This is a genomic window from Cupriavidus numazuensis (genome assembly GCF_905397435.1).
Lineage (GTDB): Bacteria > Pseudomonadota > Gammaproteobacteria > Burkholderiales > Burkholderiaceae > Cupriavidus > Cupriavidus numazuensis.
Map to the genome: position 1 here is coordinate 263,711 of NZ_CAJPVI010000001.1, position 13,555 is coordinate 277,265.

General features: G+C 65.2%; 13 protein-coding genes. 7 read left to right on the forward strand and 6 right to left on the reverse strand.

Going from position 1 to position 13,555, the window contains the following annotated elements; all coding sequences use genetic code 11:
* Positions 1-17: 17 nt before the first annotated feature.
* From KHO41_RS01335 to KHO41_RS01350, 4 genes are all read left to right on the forward strand, one after another.
* Complete coding sequence (locus KHO41_RS01335) at positions 18-797, forward strand: oxepin-CoA hydrolase, alternative type (protein ID WP_211951508.1); 780 nt, start codon at positions 18-20, stop codon at positions 795-797.
* 84 nt (positions 798-881) lie between these two features.
* Entirely contained in the window at positions 882-1,607 is a 726-nt protein-coding gene (locus tag KHO41_RS01340; RefSeq protein WP_211951509.1) for a histidine phosphatase family protein, read from the forward strand.
* Between the two features lie 60 nt (positions 1,608-1,667).
* Positions 1,668-2,744, forward strand: coding sequence for a phosphotransferase (locus tag KHO41_RS01345; RefSeq protein ID WP_211951510.1), 1,077 nt, complete (start codon positions 1,668-1,670; stop codon positions 2,742-2,744).
* A gap of 222 nt (positions 2,745-2,966) precedes the next feature.
* Complete coding sequence (locus KHO41_RS01350) at positions 2,967-3,968, forward strand: Bug family tripartite tricarboxylate transporter substrate binding protein (protein WP_211951511.1); 1,002 nt, start codon at positions 2,967-2,969, stop codon at positions 3,966-3,968.
* Between the two features lie 86 nt (positions 3,969-4,054).
* Here the strand turns inward: KHO41_RS01350 and ggt are convergent, their stop codons facing one another.
* The 3 genes from ggt to KHO41_RS01365 form a co-directional block, all read right to left on the reverse strand.
* Positions 4,055-5,941 (reverse strand): gamma-glutamyltransferase, encoded by a 1,887-nt coding sequence (ggt, locus tag KHO41_RS01355; RefSeq protein WP_211951512.1) that lies wholly within the window; start codon positions 5,939-5,941, stop codon positions 4,055-4,057.
* 121 nt (positions 5,942-6,062) lie between these two features.
* On the reverse strand, positions 6,063-7,241 hold the full coding sequence (locus KHO41_RS01360) for a CAP domain-containing protein (protein ID WP_211951513.1): 1,179 nt from the start codon (positions 7,239-7,241) through the stop codon (positions 6,063-6,065).
* A 209-nt stretch (positions 7,242-7,450) separates the two neighbouring features.
* Complete coding sequence (locus KHO41_RS01365; protein ID WP_211951514.1) at positions 7,451-8,389, reverse strand: LysR family transcriptional regulator; 939 nt, start codon at positions 8,387-8,389, stop codon at positions 7,451-7,453.
* A gap of 177 nt (positions 8,390-8,566) precedes the next feature.
* Here KHO41_RS01365 and KHO41_RS01370 point away from each other — a divergent pair, with 177 nt between their 5' ends.
* Positions 8,567-9,829: an acyl-CoA dehydrogenase family protein gene (locus KHO41_RS01370; RefSeq protein WP_211951515.1), complete on the forward strand. Its 1,263-nt coding sequence runs from the start codon at positions 8,567-8,569 to the stop codon at positions 9,827-9,829.
* A 143-nt stretch (positions 9,830-9,972) separates the two neighbouring features.
* Positions 9,973-10,665 (forward strand): glutathione binding-like protein, encoded by a 693-nt coding sequence (locus KHO41_RS01375; RefSeq protein ID WP_140950800.1) that lies wholly within the window; start codon positions 9,973-9,975, stop codon positions 10,663-10,665.
* 50 nt (positions 10,666-10,715) lie between these two features.
* On the opposite strand, the gene KHO41_RS01380 is transcribed toward KHO41_RS01375, so the two are convergent.
* Entirely contained in the window at positions 10,716-11,552 is an 837-nt protein-coding gene (locus KHO41_RS01380) for a hypothetical protein (RefSeq protein WP_211951516.1), read from the reverse strand.
* A gap of 260 nt (positions 11,553-11,812) precedes the next feature.
* On the opposite strand from KHO41_RS01380, the gene KHO41_RS01385 reads away from it, so the two are divergent.
* A complete protein-coding gene (locus KHO41_RS01385; protein WP_211951641.1) occupies positions 11,813-12,202 on the forward strand; it encodes a helix-turn-helix domain-containing protein in 390 nt (129 codons plus the stop codon).
* Positions 12,203-12,211: 9 nt separating this feature from the next.
* Here the strand turns inward: KHO41_RS01385 and ureG are convergent, their stop codons facing one another.
* Both ureG and KHO41_RS01395 read right to left on the reverse strand, forming a co-directional pair.
* Positions 12,212-12,841, reverse strand: coding sequence for an urease accessory protein UreG (gene ureG, locus KHO41_RS01390; protein WP_211951517.1), 630 nt, complete (start codon positions 12,839-12,841; stop codon positions 12,212-12,214).
* Positions 12,842-12,855: 14 nt separating this feature from the next.
* Positions 12,856-13,548, reverse strand: a complete 693-nt coding sequence (locus tag KHO41_RS01395) for an urease accessory protein UreF (protein WP_211951518.1) — start codon at positions 13,546-13,548, stop codon at positions 12,856-12,858.
* Positions 13,549-13,555 lie beyond the last annotated feature (7 nt).

The window sequence follows — 13,555 nt, forward strand, 5'->3', positions numbered from 1 at the left end:
ATTTCCCGAGGCTGCCCATGACCGCACAGTTGCTTACGTCCCGCGTCGATTCGACGCTGGTGCTGACCATCTCGAACCCGGAAGCACGCAATGCGCTGCATCCGGATATCTACGCCGCCTCGTTCGAGGCGCTGAATGCCGCCGCCGGCGATGATTCGGTGCGCGCCGTCATCATTACCGGTGCCGATGGCATCTTCTGCGCCGGCGGCAACCTGAACCGGCTGCTCGGCAACCGCTCGAAGCCGCGCGAAGTGCAGGCCGAAAGCATCGAGACGCTGAACCACTGGATCGAAACGCTGCACGCGTTCCCCAAGCCGGTCATCGCGGCAGTGGAAGGTGCGGCGGCGGGAGCCGGCTTCTCGGTCGTGCTGGCCTGCGATTTCGTGGTCGCCGCGAGCGACGCCAAGTTCGTCATGGCCTATGTCAAGGTTGGCCTGACGCCAGATGGCGGTGGTTCGTACGAACTGGCGCGTGCCCTGCCGCGTGCGCTGGCCAGCGAACTGATGATGGAAGGCAAGCCCGTGGATGGCGCCAGGCTCGCGCAGTTCGGGCTGGTCAACCGCGTGGTGCCGCCGGGCCAGGCACTGACCGAAGCGCTGCGCCTGGCCGAAGGCATCGCCGAGCAGTCGCCGCACGCAGTAGGCCGCATCAAGGGCCTGATCAACCATGCGGGCACGGCTTCGCTGAGCGAGCACCTCGTGGCCGAGCGCGACAATTTCGTGGCAGCGCTGCACCACGCAGACGGGGGCGAAGGCATCACCGCCTTCCTGGAAAAGCGCAAGCCGCGCTACCGCTGAACATTGCGTTGAACATGGCGGCGCGGTACCGTGCCGCCGCAGTAGCCCGCGCGAGACGGGCCTGCTGACATGAGGGAGACATGCATGGAATTGCCGCCGTCCTCACGCCGCCGCATCTACCTGATGCGCCATGGCTCCGTTTCATATTTCGATGAAGGCGGCCGCCCGGCGCTGCCCGAGATGGTCCCGCTCAACGAGACCGGCCGCATGCAGGCCACCGCCGCAGGACGTGCTTTTGCAGCCGAGAATATCCGCTTCGACCGCGTCATCGTCAGCGGCCTGCCCCGCACCGTGGAGACCGCCGAGCTTGTGCTCGCCGAACTGCCCGACATGCAGGACGTATCGCCTGAAGTCTGGCCCGACTTCCGCGAGATCCGCGGCGGCGACCTGTCCGCGATTGCCACCGAAGACCTTCGCGATGCCTTTGTCGGCGCGTTCGAGGGCGAAGTGTCGGAGGACAAGCGCTTCCTGAACGGCGAAACCATTGGCCATTTCCTCGACCGCGTGCTGCCGGCGCTGCAACGCCTGCGCGATGATCCGGGCTGGGACACGGCACTGCTGGTCCTGCACGGCGCGACCAACCGCGTGATCCTGTCGCAGGCCATCACCTGCGGCCGGCGCGTGTTCTTCGGCTCGCTGCTGCAGACAGCGGGCTGCATCAATGTGCTCGACATGGGCGACGATCCGCTCGACTGGGTCGTGCGCATGACCAACTATTCACCACCGACACCGGTGCACAGCGGCTCTCGCCACACAACGATGGAAGTCCTGCTGCACCAGTATCTGCGCGGACGGCCGCCCGCTGCCTGATCCCACCGCAGGCACCCCCTTCTTCATCACCGATACCCACAGAGAACTACCGGAGACAGCATGAGCAGCAACGTATCGCACTTCGAGGGCACGCGCCCCGTGGCGGACCAGCAGCGTTTCGACACCGAGGCACTGGAAGCCTGGATGCGCCAGCATGTGGAAGGCTTTGCCGGCCCGCTGAGCGTGGAGCAGTTCAAGGGCGGCCAGTCCAACCCGACCTTCAAGCTCATCACGCCGGGCCAGACCTACGTGATGCGCGCGAAGCCCGGCCCCAAGAGCAAGCTGCTGCCGTCCGCGCACGCGATCGAACGCGAATACCGCGTCATGGCCGCGCTCGCCGGCACCGACGTGCCGGTGGCAAAGATGTACGCGCTGTGCGAGGACGAATCGGTAATCGGCCGTGCGTTCTACATCATGGAGTTCGTCAGCGGCCGCGTGCTGTGGGACCAGTCGCTGCCCGACATGAGCCCGGCCGAGCGCGCCGCCATTTATGACGAGATGAACCGCGTGATCGCGGCCATGCATACCGTCGACTACCAGGCCATCGGCCTTGGCGACTACGGCAAGCCTGGCAACTACTTCCAGCGCCAGATCGAACGCTGGACCAAGCAGTACAAGCTGTCGGAAACCGAATCGATCCCGGCCATGGATTCGCTGATCGACTGGCTGCCGCAGCATATCCCGCAGGAAGACGCCGACTTGACCAGCATCGTCCACGGCGACTACCGCCTCGACAACCTGATGTTCCACCCGACCGAGCCGCGCGTGCTGGCCGTGCTGGACTGGGAGCTGTCGACGCTCGGCCACCCGATGGGAGACTTCGGCTACCACTGCATGAGCTGGCACATCGCGCCGGGCCAGTTCCGCGGCATCGCGGGCCTGGACCATGCCGCGCTCGGCATCCCCGACGAGGCCAGCTACCGCAAGCTGTACGAGCAGCGCACCGGCCGCCCCATCACCGGCGACTGGAATTTCTACCTGGCCTTCAGCATGTTCCGCATCGCCGGCATCCTGCAGGGCATCATGAAGCGCGTGGTCGACGGCACGGCGTCGTCCGCGCAGGCGCTCGACGCCGGCAAGCGTGCCCGCCCGATGGCGGAAATGGGCTGGGAATACGCGAAGAAGGCCAAGCAGTAAGCGAAAAGCCAACCAAAGGCGGCAAACCCGCCTGAAGACAGTTATGTCATCAGACAACAGCGCGCTTCGGCGCGCTGTTGCGTTTTCGGCCTGTAACCCGCCAGCGCATAGGGTTATGGTCCTATCTCAGTATTTTCCCGATGTCGGATTTGCGCAAAGCCGTCTACTATGCAAGCCATGTTGTATGACGACTGATAATTAAGCGTTTTCCGGAGACATTGTATGACCTCTCGCCGCATGTTCCTGCAGCAGGCATCCAGCCTGGCCGCGCTCGGCGCCCTGGGCGGCGCCTCGGCGGTGCTTCCGCGCGCCGCCCATGCTGCCGACGCCTGGCCCAACCGCCCGATCCGCCTGATCGTTCCCTACCCGGCCGGCGGCTCGTCGGACATCATCGCGCGGATGATCAGCAAGCAGCTCGGCGAGGCGCTGGGTCAGCCGATCGTGGTCGACAACCGCCCCGGCGCCAACGGCAACATCGGCGCGGCCATGGCAGCGCAGGCAGGCACCGACAACCACACGCTGCTGCTGTGCGACGTCGGCGCGCTGGCGATCAGCCCGTCCGTATACACCAAGCTGACGTTCAATCCGGGCAAGGACCTGAAGGGCGTGGCGATGCTCGCCTACTCGCCGCACTTGCTGGTCGTGCATCCGTCGGTCAAGGTCTCGAACCTCAAGGAACTGGTGGACCTGTCGCAGAAATCGCAACTGAATTTCGCCGTGACGGCCATTGGCAGTGCGCCGCACTTGGCCGGCGTGGCCGTGGCCCAGGCTACCGGGGCCAAGTGGCAGTACGTGCCCTACAAGGGAGGGGCACAGGCGATTGCCGACACCGTGGGCGGCACCGCGCAGGTGCTGATGAACGGGATGCTGGCCACGCTGCCGCAGGTGCAGGCCGGCAAGCTAAAGCTGATCGCGGTGTCCAAGCGCACCCGCATGCCGCTGGTGGGCCAGACGCCCACGATCGCGGAACAGGGCGTGCCCGGCTTCGAATCCGGCACATGGCAAGGCGTGATGGCGCCGGCATCCATGCCTGATGCCATCATTGCGCGCGTCAATGCCGAGCTGGTCCGCATCATCCGCTCGCCGGATATCCGCGCGCAACTTGCCGGTCAGGGGGCAGAAGTCGTGACCATGACTCCGGCTGAAACCACGCGCTTTTACCAGACCGAAGAAACGCGCTGGGCCAAGGTGGTCAAGGCCGCCGGCGTGAAACTGGATGCGTGACGGCGGCAAATCCGCGTTGAAGAAAGTCCGATAGTTGAAACAAAAGGGCGGGACTACGAATCCCGCCCTCCTCCGGTTTCCGGCTTTCAGTCCCCCAGCGCCACCCCTTCACGCCGCGGATCAGCACCTCCAGCCCATACCGGCCGCCCATCGGCCCGCTGACGCCGCATGATGGCCTGCGTGCCGCTCGTCATCTCGATCTCCGCCACCTGATGGCCGCGCTGCTTCAGCGCCTCGGCCAAAGCCGGCGTAACCAAACCCTTCTCCAGCTCGGTCGGCCCGTTGCGGCTACCAAAGTTGGCCATACCGATGGCCGCCTGTACGTCCATATTCCAGTCGAGCAGTCCAACCAGCGTCTTGGAAACGTACTCGATGATCTGCGAGCCGCCCGGCGATCCCACCGTGCCCAGGAATTTGCCGCTCTCCCGGTCGAACACGAGCGTTGGCGCCATCGACGAACGCGGGCGCTTGCCCGGCTCGACGCGGTTGGCCACGGGCTTGCCGTTTTCGCTCGGCAGGAAGGAGAAGTCCGTGAGCTGGTTGTTGAGCATGAAGCCGCGCACCATGATGTGCGAGCCGAAGTAGGACTCGACCGTCGTGGTCATGGAAATGGCTCCGCCGCGGCTATCCACTGCGACGATCTGCGACGTGGAGATGCGCGGCGGCGAGCGGTCCGGCGCGAAGGCTACCGACGTGCCCGGCGGCACGCCGGGCTGGGCTTTGCCCATGCTCTTGTCGGTGATCAGCGACGCGCGCTGCTCCAGGTAGGCCGGGTTGACCATGCCCGCGATATCGACCTGCACGAAATCCGAATCCGCCACGTAGAGACCGCGGTCGGCGTAGGCCAGGCGATCGGCCTCGGCAATCGCGTGGACGGCATCGGGATTGGCTTCCATGACAGCAGGCGTGCTGACCGTGGATGGCTTGAGTGCGGCGAGCGCGTACTTCGGGTTACGCGTCTCCAGCGCCTGCAGCGTGCCGAGAATCTGCGCCAGCGCGATCCCGCCCGACGACGGCGGCGGCATGCCGCAGATCTTCCAGCGCTTGTAGTCGGTGCAGACCGGAACCCGCAATTTGGCCCGGTAGTTCACGAGATCGCGCGTGGACAGGCTGCCCGGATTGGGGCTGCCGTTGACCTTGGTAACGATGTCGCGTGCGATCGGCCCGGTGTACAGCGCATTGGGACCATTCGCAGCGATCGCGCGAAGCGTCTGCGCGAGTTGTGGGTTCTTCAGGATGGTGCCGGCCGGCTTGGGCTTGCCCTGCGCATCGAGGAAATACGCGGACATCTCGGGAGAGTTCGACATGAACTTGTCGCTCGCCACCTGCGCGTAAAGCCGTGGAGAGATTGGGAATCCCTTCTCCGCAAGTGAGATCGCGCGCTGGAACAGTTGCGACCACTTGAGCTTGCCATGCTCGCGGTGCGCCATTTCGAGCGCGCGCAGCACGCCGGGCGTGCCCACCGAGCGCCCGCCGATCTGCGCTTCGCTGAATTCCATCGGCTTGCCGTCGGGGCGCAGGAACAGGTTTTCCGTCGCACCGGCCGGCGCGGTCTCGCGGCCGTCGAAGGCCTGCACGCGCTTGCCGTCCCAGTACATGATGAAGGCACCGCCGCCGACACCCGAGGCCTGTGGCTCGACCAGTGTCAGCACTGCCTGCATGGCAATGGCGGCGTCGATCGCCGAGCCGCCCTGGCGCAGTACGTCGCGCCCGGCCTCGGTGGCGAGCGGATTGGCCGCCGCCGCCATGTGCTTCTCGGCGTAGACGGTCGACATGTCGGTGCGGTAGCCCGACGCAATTTCAGGCGCGGGTGGCAGCGTTGCCGTGGCTGGAGGAGGAGGTGCCGCGGGCGCGGCCGTGACGGCAGGCGCCGCAGGGGCGCCGCTCTGCGTGCCGCACGCGGCCATCAGCGCCGTGAACGTCACAACGATCGAGCCGCGCCACGCCAATCGGGATGCAAGCAGGTGAGCCATGCGATATCTCCGCCACGAACGATCTGCCGATTGTAGTGGCCGCAGACGCACGGCGGTGTCAGACAAAGCCCGACAAGTTCACCCGGCGTGCGCGATCCGCAGGCCGGGTGACGGCGAAGGCTCAGCGCGTGGTGAACGACCAGTTCAGATTGACCGCCTGCCCGCCGAGCGTGCCGCTGACGGCGACGCTGTAGCGCTGGCCACTTGCCAGCGGCGCCAGCGGCGTGCAGATCGCGAGGCCGCGCGCCGCACCGGAGAGACCGGAAGAGCGGCTGTCGACCTTCAGGCAGTCGACATTGCGGCCCTGCGCGTCCGTGATCGTGAAACTGTCCGCATTAAATTGCAGCGAGGTGTTGATTGCCTGCAGCGATACCGGATAGCCCATGGTCTTGTTCTCATAGCCGGGCGCCGGGTTCGGGCTTTCAGAGTTGACCCAGCTTGCCGGCACGTCGGCCTGCCCGTCGAACGGATACGCGACCATCTGGTTGTCCGTGCCGCCCTTCGACGCGTCGGCCAGGTCGACGGTCTGGTAGTAGTACGCCGCCGTGCCGCTGCCGTTCGGGCCCACGCTTTCCGCATAGCCGCTGCCCGCGGAGCCGTAGCTGCCCAGCAGCGCGGCACGGTGGAACGGCGCGTTGACGAGGTCCGATACAAGCGAGTCCTTCGGCGACAGCGACAGCTGCGCGTTCGCTACGGACGTCCATTTGTTCGCACCCGCCACGACCTCCGCATTGGCGTTAGTCGGATACGCAGCCTGGATACGCGCGTCAGGCGTGGCGCCGGTGTAGCCGGCCTTGCCCGAGACTTCGTCGTGCGTGAGCGTCTGGTTGGCGAGCATGTACGCCGTGTGGTTCTGCGCCACGCTGTTGAGCGCATCACGCGCTGCGAGCGGCGGCAGGCCGACCTGCTCACGTCGGAAATTGGCGTAACACAGGCCCGCGCTGCGCGCGTCGTCGAGCACGCGATAGTTGCTCACGGCGGTGCCGCGCGCGGGCAGCAACGTGATGCCGCCACCGGCTGGCGCGCCAGGCTTCGCTCCGCTTACGGTGTAACAACCGCCGGCTGTCACGGGCGTCGATGAGCCCGCCTGCGTCGAACCGCTCTGGCCCGATGGCTGGGCGCTTCCGTTGGCGCTTCCGCTGGCGGCCGAACCGCCGCCATCGCCGCCATCACCGCCGCCGCCGCAGGCGGCAAGCGCCGACAGCAAGGCGGCGCCGCACAGCGTACGCCAGCGCAGCGGCATCGCGCGCGAAGTCGGGGAATGGAATGTGTTTTCAGCAGGCAAGCGTTTCCCGGTCATCGATCTGTATCGTCGTAGTTCTGATGGAGAAACTGCCCGTGGCAGCCCGGCAATGCGGGCGCAGCAGGACATCACCGGAACGCAGGCGCGGGCTTGCGTGGTGACGCCGGGGGCAGACGTGACCCGACGATGGTAGGGAGACGGTATGCGAGCGTCCAGCCCGCTAACAATGGCTTACGTGTGACCCGCGCGCGCTGCACCGGGCGGCGTCAGGCCGCCGGCTGGGCTTCCGGCACGCCGCCGCCGAGCGCGGACATCACCGCCATAAGCTGCTCGCGCAGCCAGCGATTGGCGCCGTCGTTCTCACCGCCGGCATGCCAGTACAGATGCAGTTCGAGAGACGGCACCTTGAACGGCAGCGACAGGATGCGGTTGGCATACGGTTCGTTCGCGATGCGCGCGTAGCGCAGCGGCAGCGTTGCAAGCAGGTCCGTGCAGCTCACCACGCGGCAGGCCGCGGCATAGTGCTGGCAGCGCAGCCGCACCCGGCGCGTCAGCCCCATGCGGTGCAGCGCCTGGTCTTCCAGCCCCGCACCACGGCGCCGCGAGGACACGTGCACATGCTCGGCAGCCAGATAGCGTTCCAGCGTCAGCTCTTTCTTCACGAGCGGATGGTCGCGGCGCGCCAGCACGATCATCGGATCGGCCATGAACTGGGCGTGATGGATGGCCGGCGACACCGGCAGCAGGATATCGATCGCGGCATCGATCGTGCCGGCGAGCAGTTCGGATTCCATCTCGCGCCGGTCGAACCGGATCGCGGCGATCTCGACCTGCGGCGCCACCGAGGTCACGCGCGCCATCAACGGCGGCAGCAGCGTGGATTCCAGCGCGTCGCGCATGCCGATGGTGAAGCGGCGCACGGTGTTGGTCGGATCGAAGTGCGGCGTGTCCTGCAGCGTGCGCGCAAAGGACTGCAGCGCCGAGCGGACCTCCGATGCGAGCGAGCGTGCCAGCGGCGTGGGCGCCATGCCCTGCCCGCGCCGCTCGAACAGCGGGTCGTCGAACAGGCCGCGCAGGCGACCCAGCGCGTGGCTCACCGCCGGTTGCGTCAGGTTGAGCTGACGTGCCGCCGCAGTGATGCTGCCTTCGCTATAGATAGCGTCGAACACCACGAAGAGATTGAGGTCGATGCGGGATAGCTGCATGGCTCCCATTCTGGCACGGAATGCAGGACATTGATACTGACAAATCCAGAAAATTCATTTTTGTTATTACCCGGTTTCAGATAGAGTGCATTCCATCGGCATATGCCGCGTACTGTCCGTACCAACCTGTGCTGCCGGGGCCACCGGCGCACCACTACCTGGTAGCGAGGAGACCCCATGCAATTCGAATACACGCCCAAGGTCAAGGAGATGCAGGCCAAGCTGCTGGCCTTCTTCGACCAGTACATCTACCCGAACGAAAAGCGCTTCTACGAAGAGATCAATGCCAACCGCCAGGCCGGCAACGCCTGGGTGCCGAGCAAGCTGATCGAGGAACTGAAGCCCAAGGCGCGCGAAGCCGGCCTGTGGAACCTGTTCCTGCCGCGTTCGCCGCGCGCACCGCAGGGCCTGTCGAACCTCGAATACGCGACGCTGTGCGAAATCATGGGTCGGGTGCCCTGGTCGGCCGAAGTCTTCAACTGCGCCGCGCCCGATACCGGCAACATGGAAACGCTGGAGCGCTACGCGTCCGAAGAACTGAAGGACAAGTGGCTCGAGCCGCTGCTCGCCGGCGAAATCCGCTCGGCCTTCCTGATGACCGAGCCGGCCGTGGCCTCGTCGGACGCCACCAATATCGAATGCCGCATCGAGCGTGATGGCGACCATTACGTGATCAACGGCACCAAGTGGTGGTCGTCGGGTGCTGGCGATCCGCGCTGCAAGGTCTACATCGTGATGGGCAAGACCGATCCGAATGCGGGCCGCCACGAGCAGCAGTCGATGATCGTGGTGCCGGCCGACACGCCGGGCATCACCATCAAGCGTTTCCTGCCGGTGTTCGGTTATGACGACGCGCCGCACGGCCACATGGAAATCGAGCTGAAGAACGTGCGCGTGCCGGTCTCGAACATCCTGCTCGGCGAAGGCCGCGGCTTCGAGATCGCGCAGGGCCGCCTCGGCCCGGGCCGCATCCACCACTGCATGCGCAGCATCGGCGTGGCGGAACGCGCGCTGGAACTGCTGTGCAAGCGCGCACTGTCGCGCGTCGCATTCGGCAAGCCGGTCGCCAACCAGGGCGTCACGCAGGAACGCATTGCCGAAGCACGTTGCGAGATCGAGATGGCCCGTCTGCTCACGCTCAAGGCCGCCTACATGATGGACACCGTCGGCAACAAGGTCGCCAAGGCCGAGATCGCGATGATCAAGGTGGTGGCCCCGAACGTGGCACTGAAGGTGATCGACTGGGCGATCCAGGTACATGGCGCGGCCGGCGTGTCGAGCGATTTCCCGCTGGCCAACTGGTGGGCGCACCAGCGTACGCTGCGCCTGGCCGACGGTCCGGACGAGGTGCACCGCAACGCCATCGCCAAGCTGGAACTGGCCAAGCACATGGGCCTGAAGCCGGAAGACGTGAAGATGCCGGTGGCACGCGGCTTCTGAGTCCAGCCCGACACGCAGCCGGCAACCCCGCCGGCAGTATGGAAACGCGCAGCCCGTCTGCGCGTTTTTTTCTTCTGTGCTTAAATCGATCGATCCTTTTCCTGCCCCTCCTTCCCCATATCGCAGTCAGGAGACTTCTTGCGATGATCGATGTCTATAGCTGGGCAACGCCCAACGGCCACAAAGTCCATATCATGCTCGAGGAGTGCGGCCTCGAGTACAAGGTCCACCCGATCAACATCGGTGCGGGCGACCAGTTCAGCGAGGCGTTCCTCAAGATCAGCCCGAACAACAAGATCCCCGCCATCGTCGACCCTGACGGTCCGGACGGCGAGCCGATCTCGCTGTTCGAATCGGGCGCCATCCTGCTTTACCTGGCCGGCAAGACCGGCAAGTTCCTGCCGGAAGACGTGCGCGGCAAGTACGAGGCGCTGCAATGGCTGATGTTCCAGATGGGCGGCGTCGGCCCGATGCTTGGCCAGGCCCACCACTTCCGCATCTACGCGCCCGAGAAGATCGAGTACGCGGTCAATCGCTACACCAATGAAGCGAAACGCCTGTACGGCGTGATCGACACGCAACTGTCGCGGCACGAATGGCTGGCCGGCGACCAGTACACGATTGCCGATATCGCGACGTTCCCGTGGCTGCGCAGCTGGCAGAACCAGGGCGTGGAACTGGACGAGTATCCGAACCTGAAGCGCTGGTTCAACACCATCGCCGAACGCCCGGCCGTGAAACGCGGCGTCGAAGTGCTGGCCAGTGCGCGCAAGCCGCTGCAGGACGACAAAGCTCGCGAAATATTGTTTGGCGCCACGCAGTACAAGCGTCACTGAAGCCGGATGGCCCCGGCGGCATGCCTTGCCGCCGGCATTTGCCCCCTCGTTCAGGCTGGCAGGCACTCCGCCTGCACGCCGTACGGCGCGCGCGGCATTTCAAGGATGCCGCCACGCCCGACCGGCAACCGACAAACCGCATTGAATCCATCCAGCGCATCGCGCGCCGTGTCACCACTGCAGTACAGCAAGCTGGTAGCGGGCAGCAGCACTTCCACACTGTAGGACTCGTGCGAATCCGGCACGAATAACGTGCCCGGTTGAACAAAATTCAGAAGATTCTCCCCGCCCTGACGCCAGCGCAGGCACAGCGCACCGCGATGGCATAGCGCCCACCGCAGCCCGTTGGCGAGCAGGCACTCCCCTGCCTGCAGCTGCGCAAAGCCCGCATGCCTGCGCGCCGCCGGTTGTCCGTTGCTCGCAATTTCCAGCGTCGAGCCGACCTGATTGTCGAGCGTGGCGACACACCCCAGCGAATAACGTAGCGCCTCACCTTGCAACAAGGTGTCTTCGGTTAGCGGTGCATCAGCGGTTGAAGGGCTATCATCCGGCGCAATACGCACCAGGATGCTGTCGAGCGCGACATGCACCTGCATGGGCAAGTCGGGCGTCGGCGCAAACATGTCGGCGCTGCCGATCAGCACGGGCGCATGGTGCGGCGCGGCAATGCGGATGCCTCCGCGCAGGCACGCCCACCATTCACCGCGCGTGGCCACGAAGACCTGCTGGGTCTGACCAGCTTGCAGGAAGACGTAGTCGCACGTCACGCCCGGCCCCGCACAGGGCGGCAACAGGCGGGAATGGAATCCGATATGAAGGTCCGCGGCAGTTGCGCGACCTTGGCTGAAGGCACGCATCGGCGCGTCGAACAGCGAGTAGATCTGCATGGCAATCCCCTGACAGAGCGAAGGAAACACGATGGTCCCCTCAGACGCAACGACACCCGCGCAATCGACGCGAGCTTTCCATTGCGTGTACCCCGTTTGGCACGGCCGTCAGGCCGCCCGGTTCATGCCACGGTGCGCGCCTTCTGCTGGCGCATCCCTTGAGACTGCGGATCAGACACCGATGGTGAGTTGGAATATAAGGCGTCGTTGCTGCAGCGTCAAACTCCTAGCCTGTCGCCGAGCATAACTTCCCAATGACCATGACCAAACAGACTCTCAGAGAATTCGGATTGCATCTTGCCCGACTGCGCAAACAACGTGGCTGGTCGCAGGAAACGCTCTCGCTGGAAAGCGGCCTGGCACGTTCTTACCTGAGCGGCATCGAACGCGGCAAGCGCAACCTGGCGCTGCTCAATATCTGCATGCTGGCCGATACGCTCGGCGTGCCACCGTCAGAGATGCTCGATTTTGAGAAACAGAGAAGCTCTGCCCTGCAAGTCGAAGAGCCGCGTTCCGTGTTCGGCAATGCGCAGAACGCCGCCATCGAAGCGACGCTCCGGCATATGGCCGAACTCAGCGAGGCCGAGGTAGACCTGGTTGCGGCAATGGTCCGCGCGCTGGCGCGCAAAGGCAGTTACCGCTTGGGCTGACGAGCCCGCTCACACGCCCAGCATGCCCTGGCGTTCGATAAAGCGGATCACCTCGTCCAGCCCTTGCCCCGACTTCACGCTGCCCATCACGAACGGGCGCTCCCCGCGCATCTTGCGCGCATCGCTCTCCATCACTTCGAGTGAAGCGCCGACATAGGGCGCCAGGTCGGTCTTGTTGATGACCAGCAGGTCCGACTTGGTAATGCCCGGCCCGCCCTTGCGCGGGATCTTCTCGCCGCCGGCCACGTCGATCACGTAGATCGTCAGGTCGGACAATTCCGGGCTGAACGTCGCCGCCAGGTTGTCGCCCCCGGACTCGATGAAGACCACGTCCGCATCCGGAAACTTCGCCAGCATGCGGTCGACAGCCTCGAGGTTGATCGACGCATCTTCGCGGATCGCCGTATGCGGGCAGCCGCCCGTCTCGACACCCATGATGCGCTCGGCAGGCAGTGCGCCGGAGATCGTCAGCAGGCGCTGGTCTTCCTTCGTGTAGATATCGTTGGTGATGGCGACCAGGTCATAGCGGTCGCGCATCGCCTTGCACAGCATCTCTAGCAGCGTGGTCTTGCCGGAGCCGACAGGGCCGCCGACGCCGACGCGCAGCGGAGGATTCTTCTTGGTACGAGCCTGGGTCATGATCGCTTCGGGATTCAGGAACGGAACAGCCGGGAGTACTGCGTTTCGTGACGAGACGAAAGCAGTCCCAGCATCGGTGAAAACGTGGAAAGCCTCGGTGGCGTTTCCGCGGCGCGTTGTACAGCTTCATCGACTGCTGCGAGCACTGCATCGTGCAAGCGCCGCAGCATGTGCTGGCCGGCCACCTGCCCTAGCGGCACGGCCTTGATGGCGGATGCCACCTGGTTTTCTGCCCAGTTGAAGCAATAGGCAGCCAGGCCCTCGCGCTCATCAATCTCCAGCGCCACACAGGCTGCCGCAAACGCCGTCGGCAGGCATACCGGCGATATGACGGCAAGATGCTCGCGCAACGCATCGCCACCCCATCCCATCTGCCCCACGAGCTTCGCGAGCGACCAGCCCATCTGTTCGGTCTCGAGCCGCAACTCGGACGTCTCGCGTGTGGCGTGGAACCAGCCGTTCCACTCGCGCACCGCATCGACGTCCATCGCCAGCCAGTCGCGATGCAGCAGCAGCCACAACGGCGCTTCGCATTGCGCCTGGACGTATAGCAGGTTGTCGCGGATCCAGCGTTCGGCGGTATCGGCATCACGGACACAGCCGATGTCGATGGCGGCTTCGAGACCTTGGGAGTAGCTGAAGCCGCCGATGGGCAGCGCGGGGGAGGCCAGGTGAAGCAGGGAGATAAGTTGGCGAACGCTTTTCACGGCTCCA

Coding starts and splice junctions, on each gene's coding strand:
- KHO41_RS01360 (WP_211951513.1), bottom strand. CDS start 7,241: ATGACCGGGAAACGCTTGCCTGCTGAAAACACATTCCATTCCCCGACT.
- KHO41_RS01340 (WP_211951509.1), top strand. CDS start 882: ATGGAATTGCCGCCGTCCTCACGCCGCCGCATCTACCTGATGCGCCAT.
- KHO41_RS01370 (WP_211951515.1), top strand. CDS start 8,567: ATGCAATTCGAATACACGCCCAAGGTCAAGGAGATGCAGGCCAAGCTG.
- KHO41_RS01385 (WP_211951641.1), top strand. CDS start 11,813: ATGACCAAACAGACTCTCAGAGAATTCGGATTGCATCTTGCCCGACTG.
- KHO41_RS01350 (WP_211951511.1), top strand. CDS start 2,967: ATGACCTCTCGCCGCATGTTCCTGCAGCAGGCATCCAGCCTGGCCGCG.
- KHO41_RS01335 (WP_211951508.1), top strand. CDS start 18: ATGACCGCACAGTTGCTTACGTCCCGCGTCGATTCGACGCTGGTGCTG.
- KHO41_RS01365 (WP_211951514.1), bottom strand. CDS start 8,389: ATGCAGCTATCCCGCATCGACCTCAATCTCTTCGTGGTGTTCGACGCT.
- KHO41_RS01345 (WP_211951510.1), top strand. CDS start 1,668: ATGAGCAGCAACGTATCGCACTTCGAGGGCACGCGCCCCGTGGCGGAC.
- ggt (WP_211951512.1), bottom strand. CDS start 5,941: ATGGCTCACCTGCTTGCATCCCGATTGGCGTGGCGCGGCTCGATCGTT.
- KHO41_RS01380 (WP_211951516.1), bottom strand. CDS start 11,552: ATGCAGATCTACTCGCTGTTCGACGCGCCGATGCGTGCCTTCAGCCAA.
- KHO41_RS01375 (WP_140950800.1), top strand. CDS start 9,973: ATGATCGATGTCTATAGCTGGGCAACGCCCAACGGCCACAAAGTCCAT.
- ureG (WP_211951517.1), bottom strand. CDS start 12,841: ATGACCCAGGCTCGTACCAAGAAGAATCCTCCGCTGCGCGTCGGCGTC.